The sequence below is a fragment of the Paraburkholderia sp. CNPSo 3281 genome (assembly GCF_024206515.1).
GTDB lineage: Bacteria > Pseudomonadota > Gammaproteobacteria > Burkholderiales > Burkholderiaceae > Paraburkholderia > Paraburkholderia nodosa.
Genome location: NZ_JAMBPS010000041.1, coordinates 14028 through 36662 on the forward strand (window position 1 = coordinate 14028; position 22635 = coordinate 36662).

Sequence of the window (22635 nt, forward strand, 5' to 3'; positions counted from 1 at the left end):
CCCGTCAAAAGGATAACAGCGCGTAACTGGGCACCCGATGGTGTCTTCCATTCTACCTGACGCGACCCGCCATGCCAGTCCCGGTGCCGGATCGTCGTGCGGACCACAACAAGCGAGAGGAAAACGTGATGTCGAGCGAAACGGCTGTGCTGGTGCTTCCGGGCTATATGGATTCGGGGCCGGGGCACTGGCAGACGCGCTGGGAAGCCGCGCACGCGGGCTTTGCGCGGGTGCAGATGCCCGACTGGATGCACCCGGACTGCGAGGCGTGGTGCGCCGCGCTGGAGGCTGCCGTACAACGCGCGCCGGCTGGCGTGCGCTTGGCCGCTCACAGCCTCGGCTGCCTGACCGTGGCGCACTGGGCCGCGCATCACGCGAGCGCGGCGACGCGCGCGAAGGTGGCCGGCGCGCTGCTGGTGGCGCTACCCGATCCGCACGGTCCCGAATTTCCGCGCGACGCGCGGGGCTTCGATCCGGTTCCGCTCACGGCGCTGGCGTTTGCGAGCGTCGTGGTCGCCAGCAGCGACGATCCGTATGGCGGCGTGGGGTTTTCGCAGCGCTGCGCGCAGGCGTGGGGCAGCCGCTGGATCGAGATCGGCGCGCGCGGGCACATCAATGCGGACAGCGGGCTCGACGACTGGCCGCAAGGGCTGGAATGGCTGATGTCGATGGGGAAAGAGGGCGGCTAAGGGCCCCTAAGGGCCGCCCCGGGACCTTGCGGTTACACCACGCCCTTGCCGCGCAACGCCGCCACTTGCTCGTCACCGTAGCCAAGCACTTCGCGCAGTACCGCTTCGGTATGCTCGCCGAGCGTGGGCGGATGGCTCGCCACGCGCGGCGGCGTTTCGCTCATGCGGATGGGATTGCCCACGAGCCGCGCCGTGCCGCCCGAAGGGTGCGGCACGTCCACCTGGAGCCCGCGCGCGATCACCTGCTCGTTCTCGAACACTTCCGCGAGGTTGTTGATCGGCCCGCACGGCACGCCCGCCGCTTCGAGCGCGCCGATCCAGTCGGCTTTCGTGCGCGTGCGGATCAGATCGGCGACGATCGGCACGAGCGTATCGCGATGGCGCACGCGCGCCGGATTGGTCGCGAAGCGCTCGTCGTCGGCAAGCCCGGGCTGGCCCGCCACCTCGACGAACTTGCGGAACTGCCCGTCGTTGCCGACGGCGAGGATGATCCAGCTATCGCTCGTCTGGAACGCCTGATAGGGCACGATGTTGGGATGCGCGTTGCCCCAGCGTGCGGGCGCATTGCCGCTCGCCAGGTAGTTCGAATTCATGTTCGCGAGCATCGCCACCTGCACGTCGAGCAGCGCCATGTCGACGTATTGGCCCACGCCCGTGCGGTCGCGGTGCGCGAGCGCCGTCAGCACGGCAATGGTCGAATACATGCCGGTCATGAGGTCGGCGATCGCGACGCCCGCCTTTTGCGGGCCGCCGCCCGGCAGCGCGTCGCGCTCGCCGGTAATGCTCATGAAGCCGCCCATGCCCTGCACGATGAAGTCGTAGCCCGCGCGCGAGGCGTAGGGCCCGGTCTGGCCGAAGCCGGTGACCGAACAGTAGATGAGGTCGGGCTTCACCTCGCGCAGCGACGCGTAGTCGAGGCCGTATTTCCTCAACTGGCCGGCCTTGTAGTTCTCCAGCACGACATCGCTTTGCGCGGCCAGCTCGCGCACGATGCGCTGCCCCTCCGGCGTGGCGATATCCACGGTCACCGAGCGCTTGTTGCGGTTCGCGGCGAGGTAGTAGGCGGCCTCGGCTGTGTCCGCGCCATCGGGCGTCTTCAGGTACGGAGGGCCCCAGTGGCGGGTGTCGTCGCCGGCGCCGGGGCGCTCCACCTTGATCACGTCGGCGCCGAAGTCGGCGAGAGTCTGTGCACACCACGGTCCGGCGAGGACGCGGGTGAGATCGAGTACGCGGATATGGCTGAGAGCGCCCATGCTGTGTCTTCCAATGTCGTTCTAAAGCGGGCCGCGAGCGCGCGTGGCGCGCCGGCCGATTCCGCCCATAGTAAGCGAAAAGGCGCGGGATGCGTCAATATTCGGTACAAAGTTCCGCAGTGCGGAACAAAATTGCTCGTCTCGTTATGTTGCTGCGCGCCCTGTCGCACCCATGCAAACCACGCCGGACGCGCCGCCGCGAGCGCGCGGCGATCCCGTATAATCGTTCGATTCAGCACCGGGGTTTTCGTGAGCAACGTGGGCCCCGAGCGCGACCACGACAAAGACTCAGCACCGTACGCCCCAGGAAGGACCCAACGCACGCCATGAAAGCCGCCGACATCCGCGAGAAATTTCTCAAGTTCTTCGAATCGAAGGGCCACACGATCGTGCGCTCGTCGAGCCTCGTGCCGGGCAACGACCCGACACTGCTCTTCACCAACTCGGGCATGGTGCAGTTCAAGGACGTGTTCCTCGGCACCGAAAAGCGGCCGTACTCGCGCGCCACGACCGCGCAGCGCAGCGTGCGCGCAGGCGGCAAGCACAACGACCTCGAAAACGTCGGCTACACGGCGCGTCACCACACGTTCTTCGAGATGCTCGGCAACTTCTCGTTCGGCGACTACTTCAAGCGCGACGCGATCCACTACTGCTGGGAACTGCTGACCAAGGTCTACGCGCTGCCGGCAGACAAGCTCACGGTCACCGTCTACAAGGAAGACGACGAAGCCTTCGACATATGGGCGAAGGAAATCGGCGTGCCGGTGGAGCGCATCATCCGCATCGGCGACAACAAGGGTGCGCGCTACGCCTCGGACAACTTCTGGCAGATGGCCGACACCGGCCCCTGCGGTCCGTGCTCGGAAGTGTTCTACGACCACGGCCCGGAAATCTGGGGCGGGCCCCCGGGGTCGCCTGAGGAAGACGGCGACCGCTTTATCGAGATCTGGAATCTCGTGTTCATGCAGTTCAACCGCGACGCCCAGGGCAACATGACGCCGCTGCCCAAGCAGTGCGTCGACACGGGCATGGGCCTCGAACGTCTCGCCGCGGTGCTCCAGCATGTGCACAGCAACTACGAGATCGACCTGTTCCAGAACCTCATCAAGGCGGCTTCGCGTGAAACGAACACGCCCGACCTCACGAACAACTCGCTGAAGGTCATTGCCGACCATATCCGCGCGTGCTCGTTCCTGATCGTCGACGGCGTGATTCCCGGCAACGAAGGCCGCGGCTACGTGCTGCGCCGTATCGTGCGCCGAGCGATCCGCCACGGCTACAAGCTCGGCCAGAAGAGCGCGTTCTTCCACAAGCTGGTGGCGGATCTCGTCGCGGAAATGGGCGCCGCCTACCCGGAACTCGCCGAAGCGCAGCAGCGCGTGACGGACGTTCTGCGCCAGGAAGAAGAGCGCTTCTTCGAGACCATCGAGCACGGCATGTCGATTCTCGAAGCCGAACTCGCCGACCTCGAAGCCAAGGGCGGCAAGACGCTCTCGGGCGAACTCGCGTTCAAGCTGCACGACACGTACGGCTTCCCGCTCGACCTCACGGCCGACGTTTGCCGCGAACGCAACGTCACGGTCGACGAGCCGGCGTTCGACGAAGCCATGGCGCGTCAGCGCGAGCAGGCGCGCGCGGCAGGCAAGTTCAAGATGACGCAGGGCCTCGAATACTCGGGCGCGAAGACGGCGTTCCACGGCTACGAGGAAATCGCGTTCGATGACGCGAAGGTCGTCGCGCTCTACGTGGACGGCGCGTCGGTCACCGAAGTGAAGGCGGGCCAGGACGCCGTGGTCGTGCTCGACCACACGCCGTTTTACGCGGAATCGGGCGGCCAGGTGGGCGACCAGGGCGTGATCTCGAACGCGAGCATCCGTTTCGCCGTGGCCGACACGCTCAAGGTTCAGGCCGATGTGAGCGGCCACCACGGCACGCTCGAGCAGGGCACGCTTAAGGTTGGCGACGTCGTGAAGGCGGAAATCGACGCCATTCGCCGCGCCCGCACCGCGCGCAATCACTCGGCCACGCACCTGATGCACAAGGCGCTGCGCGAAGTGCTCGGTTCGCACGTGCAGCAGAAGGGCTCGCTCGTCGACGCGGATAAAACCCGCTTCGACTTCGCGCACAACGCACCGATGACGGACGACGAGATCCGCCGCGTCGAGCAGATCGTCAACGCGGAAGTGCTCGCGAACGCGCCCGGCATTGTGCGCGTGATGTCGTACGACGACGCGGTGAAGGGCGGCGCGATGGCGCTGTTCGGCGAGAAGTACGGCGACGAAGTGCGCGTGCTCGATCTCGGCTTCTCGCGCGAGCTGTGTGGTGGCACGCACGTCACGCGCAGCGGCGATATCGGCTTCTTCAAGATCGTGATGGAAGGCGGCGTGGCCGCAGGCATCCGCCGCGTGGAAGCGATCACGGGCGACAACGCCGTGCGCTTCGTGCAGGAGCTCGACGCGCGCGTGAATGCGGCAGCGGCGGCGCTCAAGGCGCAACCTTCGGAACTGACGCAGCGTATCGCGCAGGTGCAGGACCAGGTGAAGTCGCTCGAGAAGGAACTGGGCGCGCTCAAGTCGAAGCTCGCTTCGAGCCAGGGCGACGAGCTCGTCGGGCAGGCCATCGAAGTGAACGGCGTGCACGTGCTGGCCGCGACGCTCGATGGCGCCGATTCGAAGACGCTGCGCGAGACCGTGGACAAGCTCAAGGACAAGCTCAAGAGCGCGGCCATCGTGCTGGCGGCTGTCGATGGCGGCAAGGTCAGCCTGATCGCGGGCGTGACCGCCGAGGCGAGCAAGAAGGTCAAGGCCGGCGATCTCGTGAACTTTGTCGCCCAGCAGGTCGGCGGCAAGGGCGGTGGCCGTCCCGACATGGCGCAGGCAGGCGGCACCGAGCCGGCTAACCTGCCGGCCGCGCTCGCCGGCGTGAAGGGCTGGGTCGAAGCGAAGCTGTAATACGCGCGTCGCGGCTTGAACGCCGCTTTGCGACGAAGAAGGGCTGTCCGCGAGGGCAGCCCTTTTTGTTTCCCGCGCGGCTTAAATGACGTGAAGGCCTGAGGGTGCGGCTGCAGTCTCAGTCGCGATTGGCAACGCCGCGCTGCCCGTGCGTTGCGCATGCTCCAGCAGCGCATCCCTCAACGCGCCGAGCGCGGGCGAAAAGTGGCCGCGCCGCCAGGCGAGCAGCGTGTCGATCTGACCGAGCTTGCCGAGCGAATGCATCGTGACCTCGTCGGCGCCGCGTTGCAGTTCGAGCACCGAGCGCGGCGCGACGGCCACGCCCGCACCCGCCGCCACACACGCGACGATCGCGTGATACGAGCCCAGTTCCAGCACGCGCGAAGGCCGGATGCCGTGTTCCAGATACCAGCGCTCGACATAGGCGCGATACGCGCAGCCGCGCTCGAACGCGACGAGCGTGGACAGCGCGATGTCGCCGGGCTGGCGGATCGGCCGGTGGCCGCGCGGCGTGAGCATCACGAGTTCTTCGCGATAGACCGGCACGTGCTCGAATATCTCAGGGTCCGGCAGTCCGTCGAGCGGCGTGGCGATCAGCGCCGCATCGACTGCGTATTCGCGCAGGCGCTCGATCATCGTGCCGGTCGTGCCCGTTTCCAGTTCGAGCGTGACTTCGGGCCACATCTGGTGATAGTGCGCGAGCGGGCCAGGCAGACGGCTTGCTGCAGCGCTCTCCATCGTGCCGAGGCGCAGGCGTCCCGCCGGACGCCCGGCCTTCAGCGCGTGGCGCGCTTCGTCCGCGAGCGCGAGCAGGCGCTCGGCATAGGGCAGCAGGGTTTCGCCAGCGGGCGTGAGAATGAGGCGGCGGCCCTCGCGCGTGAAGAGCGGGGTGCCGAGTTGATCTTCGAGCTGCTTGATGCGCGTGGTCACGTTCGACTGCACGCGGTTGAGCTTGGCCGCGGCCCGCGTCACGCCGTTTTCCCGCACGACCGCCCGGAAAATCGCCAGTTCGGCGAGGTCCATAGTTCTCTCCTCGGAATGCATCGATTCATGATAATTCATTTTTCGTGAACGATAGAATCGCCTACGATGGTAGGTAGCCGCTTAATCCGCCGATCTCATGAACGATTACGTCCCCCGCGCCGTCCACGTTTCCGAACCCCGCCCGCATGCCGGCCGGCGCGCGGCGTTGGCCTGCATGGTGACGCTCGCCATCGCGCTGGGCGTCGGGCGCTTCGCCTTTACGCCGCTGTTGCCGCTGATGCTGCACGGCGGCGCGCTTGACCTGCGTCACGGCGGCTGGCTCGCCTCGCTGAACTACGCGGGTTACTTCGTTGGCGCGATCAGCTGCGTCGCGCTGCGCATGGCACCCGCGAAGATCGTGCGCGCGGGCCTCGTGGTCACGGTGCTCCTCACGCTCGTGATGGGCCTCACCCAGCAGTTCTGGATCTGGGCCGTGGTGCGCTTCGTGGCGGGCGCGGTGAGCGCGTGGACGTTCGTATTCGCCTCGCAGTGGGGCCTGCGGCGGCTCGCGCAGCTCGGCGCGAACGAGTGGGGCGGCGTGATCTACACCGGTCCTGGCGTCGGCATCATTGCGACCGGGTTGTTCGTGAGCGCGGCCGGCGGTCTCGGCGCGCGCGCGGGCTGGATCGGCTTCGGGCTGATCAGCGCGCTGCTCGCCGCCGTCGTCTGGTCGACGTTTGGGGAAGACATGCGCGCGCTCGCGCCGCGTTCCGCCGCGCGTGCTGCGGCTAGCGTCGCGCACAAGGAGCGCGACGGCCGCCGCGCCGACGCCTTCTGGCTCGTGCTGCTCTACGGCGTGCCCGGCTTCGGCTACATCATCACGGCGACGTTCCTGCCCGTGATCGCACGCCATGCGCTGCCCGGCTCGGCCTGGCCCGACCTGTTCTGGCCGATGCTCGGCGCGGCGCTGATCGCCGGCGCGCTGCTGGCTGCGCGCCTCCCGCTGCATTGGGACAACCGCCTGATGCTGGCGGGCGCCTACGTGCTGCAGGCCGTGGGCATCGCGCTCGGCATCATCTGGCCCAACGCCGCGGGCTTCTCGTTCGGCAGTGTGTTGATCGGCCTGCCGTTCACGGCGATCACGCTCTTCGCGATGCGCGAGGCGCGTCTGCTGCGCGGCGAGCATGCCGCCGCGCTGATGGGCTATGCGACGGCCGCCTATGGCGTCGGGCAGATCGCCGGGCCGCTCGTGGCCGCGCCGCTCGCGGCGTCGACGGGCTCGTTTTCGCCTTCGCTGTGGCTCGCGGCGGCTGCGCTCGTGGCCGGCGCAATCGGGCTCGTATGGCGGGCCTGGCATACGCGCGAGGCCGCACGCGGACTCCGATAGCACACTAGAATGGACGCTTTCGCGCAAGCCGCGAGCGTGTCCGCCGGGCCGCGCGGCCGGTTCCCAGCGCCATCGACCTGTGTCTTTTCCCCCATGAGCGACTACCAGTTTTGCCCGCGCTGCGCCACGCGCCTGATCGAGCGCGCCGATCCCGCCCACGAAGGCGGCCGTGTGCGTCTTGCCTGCCCGGACCACGCTTGTGGCTATGTCCACTGGAACAATCCGCTGCCCGTCGTGGCGGCGATCGTCGAGTACGAAGGCCGCATTCTGCTGGCCCGTAACGCGGCCTGGCCAGAGGGTATGTTCGCGCTCGTCACCGGCTTTCTCGAAAACGGCGAGACGCCCGAAGAGGGCATCGCGCGTGAAGTGCATGAAGAAACCGCGCTGCGCGCCGAGAGCGTCGAACTGGTTGGCGTGTACGAGTTCATGCGCAAGAACGAGCTCATCATCGCGTATCACGTGAAGGCGTCGGGCACGATCGCGCTCTCGCCCGAACTGCTCGAATACCGCCTCGTCGAGCCCGCGAAGCTGCGGCCGTGGCGCGCGGGCACCGGGCAGGCGCTCGGCGAATGGATGCGCCGGCGCGGCCTGCCGTTCGAGTTCGTCGAGCGTCCGGGCCAGTGATCGCCGCGCGCCAAGCGACGTTTTCCCGCCACGCCTTCCCTGGATCTCTTCGATGAACCGCCCCGTCACCGTCGCCCGCTCCGGGTATCGTCATTTCCTGCCGATCGGCACGCGCTGGATGGACAACGATGTCTACGGCCACGTGAACAACGTCGTCTACTACAGCTACTTCGACACCGTGGTGAACGAGTATCTGATTCGCGCGGGCGCGCTCGACATCGAGCACGGCACGACCATCGGGCTCGTCGTCGAAACGCAGTGCAACTACTTTGCGCCGCTCGTGTTTCCGGAGCGCGTGGAGGCGGGGCTGCGCGTTGCGCGCCTCGGGTCGTCGAGCGTGCGCTACGAGGTCGGACTCTTTCGCGAAGGCGAGGACGCGCCCGGGGCGCAGGGTCATTTCGTGCACGTCTACGTCGACCGGGCGACGCGCCGGCCCGTGAGCGCGTTGCCCGACGCACTGCGCGCGGCGCTCGAGCCGCTCGTCGTCGGCTAGACGCGGTCGGCCAGACGCGGTCGGCCAGACGCGCCTCAGCGCGGCACGCTTACGCGTTCGAGCACCGTCATCGGGCCGATCTGCGCGAGCGTCTGCAACTGCGCCGCGTTACGCACGAAGAACGAGCCGGCAAAGCCGAGCGAGTTCACCGAAATCCCTTCGACACATTCTGTCGCGCGGGGCACCACCAGCATCCACCGGCGCGTCACGAGCAGGTTGTACGGGGCGCCCTGATGCGCGACGCCGCCCACGTCGATTGCGGGCACGCCCGCCGCGTCCAGCAGCGCGCGATAGCAGTCGAGTGCGACATGCGTGGCATCTTCCGCCGTGCCGATGTCGGTGCCGAGATCGAGGCGCGCAAACGCATGGCGAAACGCGAGCCCCGGCACGATCGCGATGGGACGCGCGCCGTGGACCGCCTGCGCGCCGCCGAGCAGCGCTTCGAGCGGCGCCACGTGAGGCGCATCGCCTGCGAGCGGCAGCGGCACCATCTGCCAATGCTTGTGTGGCTGGCTCGCGCCCGCGGCTGCGCCGCCGTTGTAGAACCCGAGTCCGTCGATCTCGCGCAACGCCGCGATCAGCGCGCTGAAGTCCGCCGCGTCGAGTAGCGCTTCCTGCGGTTCGTAGCAGCGCGTCACGATCAGCAGATGCCGGTCGATCACATTGAACTTGTTGAGCAGCGCGACGTGGGTGGGCGAGAGGTCGCCGACGAAGAGATCGGGCTCGTAAGGCAGGAACGGATCGCGCGGCGCCGCCCCAGTGGATGAAATTGAAGTCTGCGGCGTGAGGCGCGCCGCCTCCTTGCGCGCGAGATTCCCGGCCACGCGCACGGAGAAACGCATGCCGCCATCGTCGATGAAGGTATGCGCCGTCTCGATGGGATGGAGCGCGCCGCACGCGAGCGCGTGCGCCGTCTGCCGCCCGATCGCCGCGCACAGCGTCGTCATCGGCGTTCAGGCCTTGTAGCCGATCGCGCGCAACAGGTCCTTGCGCCAGCACACGTCGTCCTCGGCCTCGACGCCCAGCGGCGGCATGCCGTCCACCACGCCGACGATGCCGCGCCCCTGGTCCGTCTCCGCGATCAGCACCTGGGTGGGGTTCGCGGTGGCGCAGAAGATGCGGCAGACCTCGGGGACGGCCTTGATCGCGTTGAGCACGTTGATGGGGAAGAAACCGTCGCCGAGAAAGACGATGAAGCAGTGACCCGCCGCGATGCGCAACGCGTTTTGCGTAGCCATCTCGATGAGCGCGTCCTGTGTGCCCGAGCGCCGTACGAGCCGCTTGCCCGACGCCTCGCAGAACGCGATGCCGAACTGGATGCCCGGCACCGCGCCGTAAAGCGCCTCGTGCAGATCCTCGACGGATTTGATGAAGTGGGTCTGGCCAAGGATGAAGTTGGTGGCTTCGGGCTTTTCGATCTCTACCGTGGACAGTTGCATGGCGAACCTCGCGCGCGGGCGTCTCGAACGCGCCGCCGTTCGCCGGGCCGAAGGGGCTGGCGGGCGGCGGCGGCCAACCACAAGCCTAGTACGAAGTCGCGGCGAGGCAAAGCGTGGGCAGGCGCACAACGAACAACGGCCGGAGCCCCGAGGGGCGTCCGGCCGTTTTGCAGAGCGCTGCGCGCGCCGCTGCGCTTATGCGGTCTTCTTCGCGCGCTTGCCTTCCACGTCGGGCAGCAGCACGGTGAGGATGCCGATGAGCGGCAGGAACGAGCAGACCTTGTAGACGAAGCCGATGCTGGTCGCATCCGCCAACTGGCCGAGCACCGCTGCGCCGATGCCGCCAAGGCCGAACGCGAAACCGAAGAACAGACCCGCGACCATGCCCACCTTGCCCGGAATCAGCTCCTGCGCGTAGACGAGGATGGCCGAGAACGCCGAAGCGAGCACCACGCCGATGATCACCGTGAGCACGCCGGTCCAGAACAGGTTGGCGTAGGGCAGTAGCAGCGTGAAGGGCGCCACGCCGAGAATCGAGACCCAGATCACGTACTTGCGGCCGATGCGGTCACCCACCGGACCGCCGATGATCGTGCCAGCGGCAACGGCGGCGAGGAACACGAACAGATGGATCTGCGCGGCCTGCACGGAGAGGTGGAAGCGGTCGATCAGATAGAACGTGAAGTAGCTGTTGATGCTCGCGAGGTAGAAGTACTTCGAGAACACGAGCAGCACGAGCACGCCGATGGCGCCCGCCACGCGTCCACGCGAGAGCACGACATGCGGCACCTCGGCGCGCTTTTTCTTCATCGCGGGATGGGCCTTGTACCAGCGGCCGATCTGCGTGAGCACGACCATGCCGACGAGCGCCGCCGCCGAGAACCACGCGATGCTGCGCTGGCCGTGCGGAATGACGATCGCGGCGGCGAGCAGCGGCCCGAGCGACGTGCCCGCATTGCCGCCCACCTGGAAGAGCGACTGCGCGAGACCGTGACGCCCGCCCGACGCCATGCGCGCCACGCGCGACGATTCCGGATGGAACACCGACGAACCGCAGCCCACCAGGGCGGCCGCCACGAGCAGCACGCCGAAGGTCGGCGCGACCGACATCAGCAGCAGGCCGCACAGCGTGAAGCCCATGCCGACGGGCAGCGAGTACGGCAGGGGCCGCTTGTCGGTGAAGACGCCCACCAGCGGCTGCAGCATCGACGCCGTGATCTGGTAGGTGAGCGTGATGAGGCCGATCTGCGTGAACGACAGCGAGAAGTTGTCCTTGAGCATCGGGTAGATGGCGAGGATCAGCGACTGGATCATGTCGTTGAGCAGGTGCGAGAAGCTGATCGCACCCAGCACCGAATAGACGGTGCGTTGCACCGCCGCGGCGGCGCCCGGCAGGGCGCGCTTGTCGAGACTGGTTTCCATGTTTTCGGTAGCAGCAGAGAGTTTTCAGCGGGCACCACGCCAGGCGGGCAGCGGCGACGGCATGAAAGGACATGTATAAGAGTTATGGGCGCAGTGTAATGTGTCTTGCTCGAACTGTACGGACAAGGTTTGTCGAGAATCGGACATGAGCGACGTACCGTCACCCTGGGGCCCAATGCCGCAAGGGGCTGGAGCCAATACTCAAAATTGATCCGGGAATTTTGGCATCTCATTTTGGCCGTGTATAAACCGCCGATATGTGCGCCCACAAGGTGTGCAATACGGGGCCGGAATACGAGCCACACCGCGCGCGATACGGGTCAAAAGCGGGGTTAAAGATTGCGCGCCGGTGTGCCGTTGACCGGAGTTGAGGCGTAACGCAGATCACGAACGATGGCGTTACGTCGAACAACAAGCAGAGATGCATAGCTTTGCATGGGATGGCACTAAGTGCTTTGCATGGGCCCGGAGTAAGCGCTGAAGCGCTAACTCCGGCCGACAGCTAAAGCGCCAAGTGCCACCGACAGGAGATCCGAAAAGATGAAAGCAGTATCACAAGGCGGCAGGCACGCGGGCTTCGTGCCGCAGGATCCGGCAGGCAGCGCGGCGAACGCGCAGCAACGTAAAACGGGACGCGCCGGCGCGGCGACGCGCAGCTCGCGGCTTTCCGTGAAGGCCACACTGCGCCTCGCCTTCGCGCTGGTGCTGATCGGCACGCTCGCCATCGGCGCGATTTCGCTCGCGCAAATCAGCCGGCTGAACGGCTCGACGCAATCGATCTACGAGCAAGGCTACGTCGCGAGCCGCGCCGCCGAGGAAGCGCGCGGCCACGTGCTGCGCGCGAGCCGCGCGCAGAAGATGCTGCTCACTGCGACCACGGCGCGCGAGCGCGACGAACTGGGCCAGGACATCGACAAGGATCTCGGCGCGCTGGAGCGCGGCATGAGTCAGCTGCAGCAATACGCGCAGGAGCAGGGCGGCGACGCGCTCGCCCTGCAAAAGAAGCTCGCCGATGCGACCACGGCGTGGAGCGGCCATCTGCGCGAGTTCGTGACGCTCGTGAAGCAGCAGCCGCTCGATCTCTCGCAGATGAGCTGGCAGGTGGGCACGCAGGACGTCTCGCTGCTCGTGGAGACCGGCAAGCTCGAAACGCTCGTCAACGACCTCGTCGCGCAGCGCGGCACGGCCGCGAAGGCGACCATCGCGAAGGCCGAGTTCATCTTCCAGTCGTCGTTCGTGATGATGGCCGTGGCGACGGTGGCCATGTTCGTGCTCGCGTTCTTCGTGAGCGAATGGGTCGTGCGCCGCATCGCGCGGCAACTGGGCGGCGAGCCCGCGCACGCCAAGGCCATCGCGGCCCGGATCGCGGCCGGCGATCTCGCACAGCCCGTCACGGTTCACGCACGCGACGCGGCGAGCATGCTGGGCGCGCTGCGCGACATGCAGAAGGGTCTCTCGAGCACGGTTGCCGAGATCGCGGCGAGCGCCGAAGCGATCGCCTCGGCCTCGGGCGAAATCTCGACCGGCAATCTCGATCTGTCGCGCCGCACCGAAGAACAGGCCATGGCGCTCGAGCGCACGGCGAGCAGCATGGAGCAGCTCACGTCCACGGTGCGCCTGAACGCCGAAAACGCCGAGCAGGCCAGCACGCTCGCGGGCAATGCCTCGGCAATCGCGGAGAAGGGCGGCTCGGTGGTGGGGCGCGTGGTCGCGACGATGCAGGAGATCAACGACAGCGCGAAGAGCATCGCGGACATCATTGGCGTGATCGAGGGCATTGCGTTCCAGACCAACATCCTCGCGCTGAACGCCGCCGTGGAAGCGGCGCGTGCGGGCGAGGATGGGCGCGGCTTCGCCGTGGTGGCGGGCGAGGTGCGCAGCCTCGCGCAGCGCAGCGCGGCGGCGGCCAAGGAGATCAAGACGCTGATCGGCGCATCGGTCGAGCGCGTATCCAATGGCTCGACGCTCGCGCAGGACGCGGGCTCGACGATGGACGAAGTCGTGAAGGCCGTGCGGCGCGTGAACGACATCATCGGCGAAATTTCGGCGGCGTCGCGCGAGCAGCGCTCGGGCATCGAGGAAATCAGCCGCGCGGTCACGCAGATGGACGCCGGCACGCAGCAGAACGCGGCGCTCGTGGAAGAGGCGACCGCGGCTGCGCAATCGCTCGACGATCAAGCCAAGGTGCTCAAGCGGCTGGTGGGGAAATTCCGGCTGGCTTGACGCTCCTGCAGTTCATTGCGGTCACAACGAAAAACGCCGCGTGGTTATACACGCGGCGTTTTTTTATGGACGCGTCACTTCGCGTCGCGCTCGATGATCCATTCGTGCGCCGGGTCGTTGTGGAAGTGCCATTCGCGCGTGGGGCCCGCCATCACGTTCAGGTAGTACGAGTCGTAGCCATACGGGACGACGACCGGGTGATAGCCGCGCGGCACCATCACGACGTCATGATTTTCCACGGCCATCGTTTCGTCCAGATCGCGCGCGTCGGTGTACACGCGCTGGAACGCGAAACCCTGCTGCGGATTGAGCCGGTGATAGTAGGTTTCTTCGAGCGCGCTTTCGTGCGGCAAGCGGTCGGCGTCGTGCTTGTGCGGCGGGTAGCTCGACGAATGGCCCGAAGGCGTGCGCACCTCGACCACGAGCAGCGATTCCGCGGGCGCGTCTTGCGGCAGGATATCGCAGACGTAGCGCGTATTCGCCCCCTTGCCGCGCGTGGAGCGCTTCATCTGCGCGGGCTCGATGAGGCGAACGGGCAGCGTGCCTTTGGCGGGCGCGCTCGCCACGCCCACTTCGGCGTTGCGGGTGGCGCGCACCGTCGCCTTCACGCCGGGCGGCACATAAAGGGCATACGGCGCGGCGTCTTCGAAGACGCTGTCGCGCGAGCCGAGACTCGACCAGCGCTCGCCGAGCGCCTCGATATCCACCGCGCCCGAGAGCACGACGATGCAGCTCTCGCGATCGGGCTCGCTGACGTAGACGAGTTCATCCGTCTCGAGCCGATAGGCGGCGAAGCCGACATAGCGCCAGCCCGCGGTGTCGGGCGTGACGCGCGCGATCGTCTGGCCCTCGCGCGCGGCCTTGACCAGTAGAGTCATGCTGCCTCCTTCACTTGTGTGCTCGTAGCATCGACGAGCGTGCGCAGCGTACGGTAACCCTTTTGCGCATATTCGTAAGACGGTGCGATCACAGGGTCCTGCTCGGCTTCGACGACGAGCCAGCCGCGATAGCCGTGATGCCTCAGCCGCGCGATGATCGCGGGAAAATCGACGGCGCCGTCGCCCGGCACGGTGAACGCGCCTGCGAGCACGGCGTCGAGAAAGCTCCAGTTGCGGTTGCGAGCGAGTTTCATGACGGCGGGGCGCACGTCCTTGCAGTGCACATGGCACACGCGCGCAATGTGCTTGTCGAGTTCGACGACGGGGTCGCCGCCGGCAAACGTCATATGGCCCGCGTCGAACAGCAGGCCCACGGCGTCGCTCGTGCGCGCCATGAGCTTGTCGACGTCGGCGGGCGTTTCGACATAGGCGCCCATGTGATGGTGGTACGCGAGCCGCACGCCGCGCGAGAGCGTATGGCGCGCGAACGCGTCCACGCGTGCGGCGTATTCGCCCCACTGCTTGTCGCTGAAAAAGCGCGGGCGCTGATAGAGCGGACGCGGCGCGCCCTGGATCGTATCGGCGACCTCGCCGTAGACCATCACGGTTGCGCCGTTCTGCGCGAGCAGGTCCAGATGCTTCTCGACCGCGGCGATTTCTTCCTCGACGCTGCGCTGCGCGAGCATGCCCGAGTACCAGCCCGAGACGAGCGACAGATCGTATTGCGCGAGGAGCGACTTGAGCGCCTGCGGCTCGCGCGGAAACTTGTTGCCTAGCTCGAAGCCCTCATAGCCGATCTCGCGGCCCTCGGTCAGCGCCTGCGAGAGCGGTGTCTCGCCGCCGAGCGAGGGCAGGTCGTCGTTCATCCACGACAGCGGGTTGATGCCGATGCGTACTTCAAACGCGCTCATGTGCGCTCCTCGATGTCTGTGTCGTCAGCCGCGTTATGGGTTGCCGGGTTCGTCGTCGCTGGCGGGCGCATCTCCACCCGCCAGCGCGCGTCCGCTGCGCTGCGCGACCTGTTCTTCATAGTGCTCGCGCGCCTCGCGCACCGCAGCGCGCGTGGACACCTCGGGCACGGCGACCTCCCACCACCAGCCGCCTTCCTCGGTCGTGCGCGCGGGGTCCGTGTCGATGCAGACCACGTAAGTGCGCGACGAAGCGCGCGCGCGTTGCAGCGCCGCTTCGAGTTCCGCGACGTTCGCCACGTGCTCGGCCTGCGCGCCGAGCGAGCGCGCATGCGAGGCGAAGTCGATGCGCGGCGCGCCGAGCGGCCCTTGCGCGCAGTCGTCGAACAGGTTGTTGAACGGCGCGCCGCCGCAAGCCTGCTGCAACCGGTTGATGCAGCCATAGCCGCGGTTGTCGAGCACGACGACGATGAGCTTCGCGCCCAGCATGACCGAGGTGGCGATCTCGCTGTTCATCATCAGATAGCTGCCGTCGCCCACCATGACGATGACCTCGCGATCGGGCCGCGCAAGCTTCGCGCCCAGGCCACCCGCGATCTCGTAACCCATGCACGAGTAGCCGTATTCGACGTGATAGGCGCCGGGCTGGCCCGCGCGCCAGAGCTTGTGCAGCTCGGCGGGCAGCGTGCCGGCCGCGCAGACGACGATATCTTCGGTGTACGATCGGCTCGACGAACGCTGGACGGCGCCGATCACATCGGCATCGTAGGGCAGGCGGTTGCGTTCCTGCGGCGCATGGGTGAGGCGTTCGATGCTCGCACGCCAGTCGCCCGCGAGGCGCTGGGCGCGGGCGGTCCAGTTCGCGTCGGCGCGCCAGTTGATCAGTTCGTCGTTGAGCGCAGCGAGCGCCTGGCGAGCGTCGGCCTGCACGGCGAGGCCATCGTGCTTGAGTGCGTCGAAGCCGTTGGCGTTCACGCCGATCACATGTGCGTTCGCAAAGAGCGAGTTCGAGCCGGTCGTGAAGTCCTGCAAGCGCGTGCCCACGGCGAGCACGCAGTCGGCGTCGCGCGCCAGTTCGTTGGCGGCCGGCGAGCCCGTCACGCCGAGCGCGCCGACGTTGAGCGGATCGTCCCACGCGAGCGAGCCTTTGCCCGCCTGCGTTTCGGCCACGGGAATGCCGCGCGAGGCCGCAAGCGTCTGCAAGGCCTGCGAGGCGCGCGCATAGAGCACGCCGCCGCCCGCCACGATGAGCGGGCGTTTCGCGCGATGCAACTGGGTAAGCGCCGCGTCGATCTCGGCCTGTATAGGCGCGGGCGTGTGGAACGTCACGAGGCGCGGCGTGAAGAAGCTCGCCGGATAGTCCCACGCCATCGCCTGCACGTCCTGCGGTAGCGCGAGCGTGACCGGGCCGCAGAGCGCGGCGTCGGTGAGCACGCGCAGCGCGCGCGGCAGCGCCGTGAGCAACTGCGCGGGATGCACGATGCGGTCGAAGTAGCGCGACACGGGGCGCAGCGCGTCGTTCGCGGAAATGCCGCCGTCGTGCAGGTCCTCGATCTGCTGCAGCACCGGATCGGGTTCGCGCGAAACGAAGATATCGCCGGGCAACAGCAGCACCGGCAAGCGGTTCACGTGCGCCAGCGCGGCCGCCGTGACGAGATTCGTCGCGCCCGGGCCAATCGAGGTCGTCACCGCCATCATGCGGCGGCGAAAGTGGGCCTTGGCATAAGCGATCGCGCTGTGCGCCATGGCCTGCTCGTTGTGCGCGCGCAGCGTGGGCAGTTCGTGCCGATATTGATAGAGCGCCTCGCCGATGCCGGCCACGTTGCCGTGACCGAAGATCGCGAACACGCCGCCGAATAGCGGCTCGGTGCGGCCCGAACCGTCCTCGCTCGCCACGCGCTGCGCAGCGAGATAGCGCACGAGCGCCTGCGCCGCCGTGAGCCGCACGGTGCTCGCGTGCGCGCCGGGCGTCGCGTTCTGCGCGATTTCCTGCGAGGCGTCATCGCCAGGAGCAATGCGTTGATTCATGCCGCCTTCTCCTCATGATTGTCGTGCGCGCCTTGAGCCTCGACGCGCGCGGCGCGCCACGCGCCGATCAGCGTTTCGAAGGCGCGGCGCGCGCGGATGATCACTTCATCGTCGCCGATTTCGCCTGCGAGCCAGGCGAGGCTCGGTTCGTAGAAGATCGAGCGGCCGACCGTGAAGCCCCGGCACGTGTTCGAGGCGGCCGCGGCGCGGAAGCCCTCCACGAGCTGGTCGATCGGCGCGGAGAGCCCGAGCAGCACGACGCCGCGGCAATACGGGTCGCGCTCGGCGATCAGCGCGTCGATCTCGCGCCATTGCGCGGCGCCCGTCGGTTCGAGCTTCCACCATTCCGGATAGAGGCCGATGTTGTAGAGCCGCTTGAGCGCGCGATAGACCGTATCGGGGGCATTCGGCTTGCCGCCCAGCTTCGGCGGAATCACTTCGAGCAGCAGTTCGTGGCCGCTCGCCTGGGTGGCGTCGTAGAGCGCGCGCAGTTGCGCTTCCTGCTCGAGACGCTGTTCGATGGGCTCGTCGGGATGGAACTGCACGAGGCACTTCACTGTGTGGTCGATGGGCCAGGACGCGAGCGTCGTGCCGATCGAGCGGCCATGGTCGAACACGAGCGGCACAGAGCCCGGCAACTCGACTGGGCGGCCGATCCACCAGCCGCGGCCGGTCGCGGCGTTGAGCGCATCCTGGCCGTAGCGGTCATCGATCAGGACACCGATGCGTCCCTGCAAACCGAGCGTGCGTTCGGTCTGCGCCACCGCCTCGACGAAGAGATTCTTCAGATACGAAATGCGCGCTTCGCTTACGCCGGTCTGCTGCGCGAGATCGAAGAACTGGTTGCGGTGATCGAACGCGAAGCCGAGCACTTCGTCGTGCCGCTTGCGCGCGGGCGTGACGCGATGCAGGCGCGCAAGCGTCGCGTCGCGGTCGGGGCGGCGCATGCGCACGGGGTCGGCGGCCGCTTCGCGCAGGAAGTAGTCGAGTTCCACCGGCGTGGGCATGGCGGGCGCGCAACCATGCCGCGAGACGACGAGGGCGCCGCACGCGTTGGCCGAGAGTGCGCAATCTTCGAGCGAGGCGTCGCGCAGCCAGCCCGAAAGAAAGCCGGAGGCGAAAGCGTCGCCTGCGCCGAGCACGTTGAGCACTTCGACTTCCACGCCGCGCTGCATCGGCAAATCGTCCATCGAGGCGGGCACGGCGCCTTCCACGATCTGGCAGCCGAGCGGCCCGCGCTTGACGAGCAGCGTCGCGCCCGTGACTTCGCGCACGCGCCTGAGCGCATCGACGAGCGATTCCTTGCCGCCTGCAATGCGGAACTCCTCCTCGGTGCCGATCACGAGATCGAAATGCGGCAGGATGCGCTGCAAATGCGCGCTCACGCCTTCGCTCGCGACGAAGCGCGTCTCGCCGTCCGCCTTGCCCGTGAGGCCCCAGAGCACGGGACGATAGTCGATGTCGAGCACGGTGCGCACGTTGTTGCGGCGCGCGTAGTCGAGCGCGGTGAGGCTCGTGCGGTTCACCTGTTCGGTCGAGAAATGCGTGCCGGTGATGAGCAGCGCTTTCGAGGAGGCGACGAAGGCTTCGTCGAAGTCGCTCGAATCGACGGCCATGTCGGCGCAGTTCTCGCGATAGAAAATGAGCGGGAACGTGTCGCGGTCTTTCAGGCCCAGCAGCACGAGCGCCGTGAGGCGTTCGTGGTCCACGCACACATGGCTCGTGTCGCAGCCTTCCTTCGTGAGCGTTTCGACGAGGAAGCGCCCCATATGATCGTCGCCCACGCGCGTGAGCATGGCCGATTTCAGACCAAGACGCGCGCAGCCGAAGGCGATGTTCGCGGACGAGCCGCCCAGATACTTCGCAAAGGTGGAAACGTCTTCGAGCCGCGCCCCCACCTGTTGAGCGTAGAGATCGACGCCCAGGCGTCCGAGGCAGACGATGTCGCGGCTGCGTCCGGCGGCGAAACGGCTTGGAGTGGAACGGGTCAGAGCCATGTGTATTCCTGTTGGGTGCTGTGCAGTGCGGGCGTCCTCAGATGGTCGCGCCGTCGAGCTCGGCGATCATCTTCTGCATCTCCGCGCCGCCCGCCATCATGTCGAGCACTTCGTTCTTGCTGATCGTGTCCTTCGTGTAGGTGCCCAGCGACCGGCCGCGATTGAGCAGCGTGAACGAGTCGCCGATGGGGTAGGCGTGGTGCACGTTGTGGGTAATGAAGATCACCGAAATGCCCTTGGCGCGCGCGGCGTGAATCAACCTGAGCACGTTGAAGCTCTGCTTCACGCCGAGCGCGGCGGTCGGCTCGTCGAGAATCAGCACGCGTGCGCCGAAGTGAATGGCGCGCGCGATCGCGAGGCACTGTTTCTCGCCGCCCGACATCGTGCCGATGGCCTGATGCGGGTCGCGCACATTGATGCCCATTCCGGCGAGGCGATCCTTCGCGATCACCGCGCTCGCATCGAGATCCATCACGTTGATGAAGCCGAACAGCTTCTTTTGCGGTTCGCGGCCCATGAAGAAGTTGCGCGCGACCGAGAGCAGCGGCACGAGCGCGAGATCTTGATAGACGGTGGCGATGCCGAGATCGAGCGCGTCTTTCGGTGAATCGAACGTCACAGGCTTGCCGTCCACGAAATACTGGCCGGAGGTTGGCTGATGCACACCGGCGAGCGTCTTGATGAGCGTGGACTTGCCCGCGCCGTTGTCGCCGAGCAGGCAGTGCACCTCGCCGCGCTTCAGGCGCAGCGTGACGCCGTTCAGTGCGATGACCTTGCCGAAGTACTTGCTGACGTTCTCGAGCGCGAGAATCGTGTCGCCGTCTGCGGTATTCTGGATATCGGACATTTGAGCCTCCGGCTTACGATTGCGCGACGCGGCGGCGCACATAGTGATTGAAGAGCACGGCAATGAGCAGCATCACACCGAGGAACACGCGGAACCAGTCCGAATCGATGTTCGTGTAAGTGATGCCGATCTGCACGACGCCGAAGATAAGCGCGCCGAATGCCGCACCGATCACCGAGCCATAGCCGCCCGTGAGCAGCGTGCCGCCGATCACCGCGGCGATGATGGCTTCGAACTCCTTCTGAAGACCGCGGTCGGCAGCGGCCGAACCGATGTCGGACACTTGCAGCACGGCGAACAGGCACGAGCAGAACGCGGTGAGCATGAAGAGTGAGATCTTGACGCGCTTCACGGGCACGCCCACGTTCTTCGCGGCATTGGAGTCGCCGCCCACGGCGAGAATCCAGTTGCCGTAGCGCGTCTTGGCGAGCACGAATGCGCCGATTGCGACGAGCGCGAACCACCAGAGAATCACCTTGGGCACGCCGGGCACGAGCGGCTGGCCGTTGTCGAGCATCTTGCCGATGCCGATATGCGCGAGGGCCGCGAACAGGCCCTTGAACGCCGTGCCGTGAAAGAGCAGGTTGGTCACGAAGTCGGCTTTGGCCACGTCGCCCACGCCTGAGACGATCGTGCGGTCGGCGAACATGATCGAGAGCGCAAGCGTCAGGCCGCGCAGAATGAAGAGGAACGCGAGCGTGACGATGAACGAAGGCAGCCGCGTGCGCATCACGAGGTAGCCGTTGAGCGCGCCGAGCGCGGTACAGCCCACGAACGCGAACAAAATGGAAAGCGCGATGGGCCAGTGGAAGTACATCGTGGGAATTGCCACCATCATGCCCGCGAAGCCGATCATCGAGCCGATGGAGAGGTCGAATTCGCCGGCGATCATGAGCAGGCACGCGCCGACGCTCAGGATACCGAGGTAAGCAGCGACCTGGGACCAGTTCATCACGCCGTCGAGATCGAACATGCCCGAGCCGCCCGCGCCGATCGCAAAGACGGCGAAGACCAGCACGGCGCCGGAAATCGCGGCGAATTCGGGGCGGCCGAGCAGATGGCCGAACCACGATTCGTGGCGCACGCGTTCGTCGCTGGCGCCTGGCTGCGGCGCGGGCGCGTCTTGCGCGCCGTCTTCCTGAGCGTGCGAGGGGAAGTGTTTGCCGGCTACACCCATGATGTCTCCTGTATCGACCAGAGTTGGTGCTTTAGCGCCTTACGCTGGTCCTATGCAAGGCGATCGGCCGTGGCAGGCGCATTCGCATCTGCATTGGCTCAAATGCCCGAGCGCATTCCCTGCAAGCCACTGCCTTGCAGTAGAAGCAACACGGTGAATGGCGCGCGGCGAGGCTGGCGAGAGGCGATGGGCATCGGAAGATGCTAGCCACCGCCGCGCGTGGCTGACGAAAAACGCTTAGCGGTACTGACCTGCGTACTTCACAACCTTGTCGAGATTCTCCTTGGTGATGAAGCCCGGACCCGAGCGGATGTTCTTCGGACCGTACGAAGGCTGCAGGCCATAGGTTTCGAGGCGCTGCTTGAACTTCGGATTCGCTTCGAGAATCTGGCGGATCTTCTGCGGATCCGTGGTGTGCTCCTTCTTCACGATCGCGAGCACGGCCACGGGGATATAGCCCTGCAGGTACGGCTGCTGGTCGATTGCGAACTGGATGGTGCCCGCGCGGATCGCCTTGGCAATGTCATCCGAGAAGTCGAACGTGCAGAAGTAGATCTTGCCCGCGAGGCCCATCTGCTCGATCGCCTTGAGCGTAGCGGCCGCCGGCACCGGGCCGAGCGTGAGGATCGCGCCCGTGTTCGGATGGTTGCGCAGATATGCGCTCACCTTCGACTGGATTTCCGTCGGGTCCTGGCCGGAGTCGATCGTCGAGCTCTTGTAGTCCACGCCGAGCGCATCGGCAAAACCGCGACAGCGTTCGAACGACACGGCGTTGGTCGCGAAGTGATTCACGCACAGGAACGACTTCACGCCCGCGGCCTTGGCCTTCTCGCCGGCTGCGTGGCCCGCCACATATTCAGGCTGACCCACGTGCATGATCGCGCCGAGCTTCGCACTCTGTTCCTCGGTGCCCGAGTTGATCGTCACGAGCGGAATCTTCTTTTCCGTGACCTTGCCTATGGAGCTCTTGAGCACGTCATAGTCGGCGATGGTGACGATCACGCCGTCGTAGTTGCGCGCGGCGGCCTGTTCGATCAGCCGCGACATGTCGGCGATGTCACCGTTGGGCGGATTGCGGTAGTCGGTCTCGACGTTCCAGTCTTCGTCGGCCTGCTTGATGGCGTTCTTGATCGTGTTCCACCACGAGTCGGAATCGGGCGCGTGGCTGATCAGCACGAAATGCGCGTCGGCGGCTTGCGCCGTTTGCGCGCTGAGCACGCTCGCACCTGTCAGCCCCGCTGCCAGCGCGAGCACTGCGGCCAACCTCCGGAGCATGGTCTTGCCCTTGCGTTGAGTCATTGTCTCCACCTTTCTCGGTCTGTCGTTCGTTCTTGGGGTGAATGCCGCAGCCGCGCT

General features: G+C 66.6%; 18 protein-coding genes. 6 read left to right on the forward strand and 12 right to left on the reverse strand.

The annotated features are described in order from the left end of the window. Positions 1-128 precede the first annotated feature (128 nt). Positions 129-689 carry an alpha/beta hydrolase gene (locus M3I56_RS29480; RefSeq protein ID WP_254356986.1) on the forward strand — a complete coding sequence of 187 codons (561 nt, stop codon included), beginning with the start codon at positions 129-131 and terminating at the stop codon, positions 687-689. 32 nt (positions 690-721) lie between these two features. On the opposite strand, the gene M3I56_RS29485 is transcribed toward M3I56_RS29480, so the two are convergent. Then, entirely contained in the window at positions 722-1942 is a 1221-nt protein-coding gene (locus tag M3I56_RS29485) for a CaiB/BaiF CoA-transferase family protein (protein WP_254356950.1), read from the reverse strand. A gap of 326 nt (positions 1943-2268) precedes the next feature. Between M3I56_RS29485 and alaS the strand changes: the two genes are divergently transcribed. Beyond that, complete coding sequence (gene alaS, locus M3I56_RS29490) at positions 2269-4893, forward strand: alanine--tRNA ligase (RefSeq protein ID WP_254356951.1); 2625 nt, start codon at positions 2269-2271, stop codon at positions 4891-4893. Positions 4894-4974: 81 nt separating this feature from the next. Here the strand turns inward: alaS and M3I56_RS29495 are convergent, their stop codons facing one another. Then, a complete protein-coding gene (locus M3I56_RS29495) occupies positions 4975-5916 on the reverse strand; it encodes a LysR family transcriptional regulator (RefSeq protein ID WP_254356952.1) in 942 nt (313 codons plus the stop codon). Positions 5917-6013: 97 nt separating this feature from the next. Here M3I56_RS29495 and M3I56_RS29500 point away from each other — a divergent pair, with 97 nt between their 5' ends. From M3I56_RS29500 to M3I56_RS29510, 3 genes are all read left to right on the forward strand, one after another. Next, complete coding sequence (locus M3I56_RS29500; RefSeq protein ID WP_254356953.1) at positions 6014-7243, forward strand: YbfB/YjiJ family MFS transporter; 1230 nt, start codon at positions 6014-6016, stop codon at positions 7241-7243. Between the two features lie 93 nt (positions 7244-7336). Beyond that, positions 7337-7867, forward strand: a complete 531-nt coding sequence (locus tag M3I56_RS29505) for an NUDIX domain-containing protein (RefSeq protein WP_254356954.1) — start codon at positions 7337-7339, stop codon at positions 7865-7867. A 52-nt stretch (positions 7868-7919) separates the two neighbouring features. Then, the gene (locus M3I56_RS29510; RefSeq protein WP_254356955.1) at positions 7920-8360 is read left to right on the forward strand and encodes a thioesterase family protein; all 441 of its coding nucleotides are present in this window, start codon (positions 7920-7922) and stop codon (positions 8358-8360) included. Positions 8361-8395: 35 nt separating this feature from the next. On the opposite strand, the gene M3I56_RS29515 is transcribed toward M3I56_RS29510, so the two are convergent. From M3I56_RS29515 to M3I56_RS29525, 3 genes are all read right to left on the reverse strand, one after another. Continuing rightward, on the reverse strand, positions 8396-9307 hold the full coding sequence (locus M3I56_RS29515; RefSeq protein ID WP_254356956.1) for a DUF4922 domain-containing protein: 912 nt from the start codon (positions 9305-9307) through the stop codon (positions 8396-8398). A 6-nt stretch (positions 9308-9313) separates the two neighbouring features. Then, positions 9314-9799 (reverse strand): adenosine-specific kinase, encoded by a 486-nt coding sequence (locus tag M3I56_RS29520; protein WP_254356957.1) that lies wholly within the window; start codon positions 9797-9799, stop codon positions 9314-9316. A 195-nt stretch (positions 9800-9994) separates the two neighbouring features. Then, the gene (locus tag M3I56_RS29525; protein WP_254356958.1) at positions 9995-11221 is read right to left on the reverse strand and encodes an MFS transporter; all 1227 of its coding nucleotides are present in this window, start codon (positions 11219-11221) and stop codon (positions 9995-9997) included. A gap of 540 nt (positions 11222-11761) precedes the next feature. Here M3I56_RS29525 and M3I56_RS29530 point away from each other — a divergent pair. Further along, positions 11762-13444 carry a methyl-accepting chemotaxis protein gene (locus M3I56_RS29530; RefSeq protein WP_254356959.1) on the forward strand — a complete coding sequence of 561 codons (1683 nt, stop codon included), beginning with the start codon at positions 11762-11764 and terminating at the stop codon, positions 13442-13444. Positions 13445-13518: 74 nt separating this feature from the next. On the opposite strand, the gene iolB is transcribed toward M3I56_RS29530, so the two are convergent. From iolB to M3I56_RS29565, 7 genes are all read right to left on the reverse strand, one after another. Beyond that, positions 13519-14322 (reverse strand): 5-deoxy-glucuronate isomerase, encoded by an 804-nt coding sequence (iolB, locus tag M3I56_RS29535; RefSeq protein WP_254356960.1) that lies wholly within the window; start codon positions 14320-14322, stop codon positions 13519-13521. Continuing rightward, positions 14319-15233, reverse strand: a complete 915-nt coding sequence (iolE, locus tag M3I56_RS29540) for a myo-inosose-2 dehydratase (protein ID WP_254356961.1) — start codon at positions 15231-15233, stop codon at positions 14319-14321. Before iolE ends, iolB begins: the two co-directional genes overlap by 4 nt. 33 nt (positions 15234-15266) lie before the next feature. After that, positions 15267-17258 carry a 3D-(3,5/4)-trihydroxycyclohexane-1,2-dione acylhydrolase (decyclizing) gene (gene iolD / locus M3I56_RS29545; RefSeq protein ID WP_254356962.1) on the reverse strand — a complete coding sequence of 664 codons (1992 nt, stop codon included), beginning with the start codon at positions 17256-17258 and terminating at the stop codon, positions 15267-15269. Continuing rightward, entirely contained in the window at positions 17255-19255 is a 2001-nt protein-coding gene (gene iolC, locus M3I56_RS29550; protein WP_254356963.1) for a 5-dehydro-2-deoxygluconokinase, read from the reverse strand. Before iolC ends, iolD begins: the two co-directional genes overlap by 4 nt. Before the next feature lie 37 nt (positions 19256-19292). Continuing rightward, the gene (locus M3I56_RS29555) at positions 19293-20102 is read right to left on the reverse strand and encodes an ATP-binding cassette domain-containing protein (RefSeq protein WP_254356964.1); all 810 of its coding nucleotides are present in this window, start codon (positions 20100-20102) and stop codon (positions 19293-19295) included. Positions 20103-20115: 13 nt separating this feature from the next. Then, positions 20116-21279 (reverse strand): ABC transporter permease, encoded by a 1164-nt coding sequence (locus M3I56_RS29560; protein WP_254356965.1) that lies wholly within the window; start codon positions 21277-21279, stop codon positions 20116-20118. Between the two features lie 237 nt (positions 21280-21516). Continuing rightward, positions 21517-22578: a sugar ABC transporter substrate-binding protein gene (locus tag M3I56_RS29565; protein WP_254356966.1), complete on the reverse strand. Its 1062-nt coding sequence runs from the start codon at positions 22576-22578 to the stop codon at positions 21517-21519. Positions 22579-22635 lie beyond the last annotated feature (57 nt).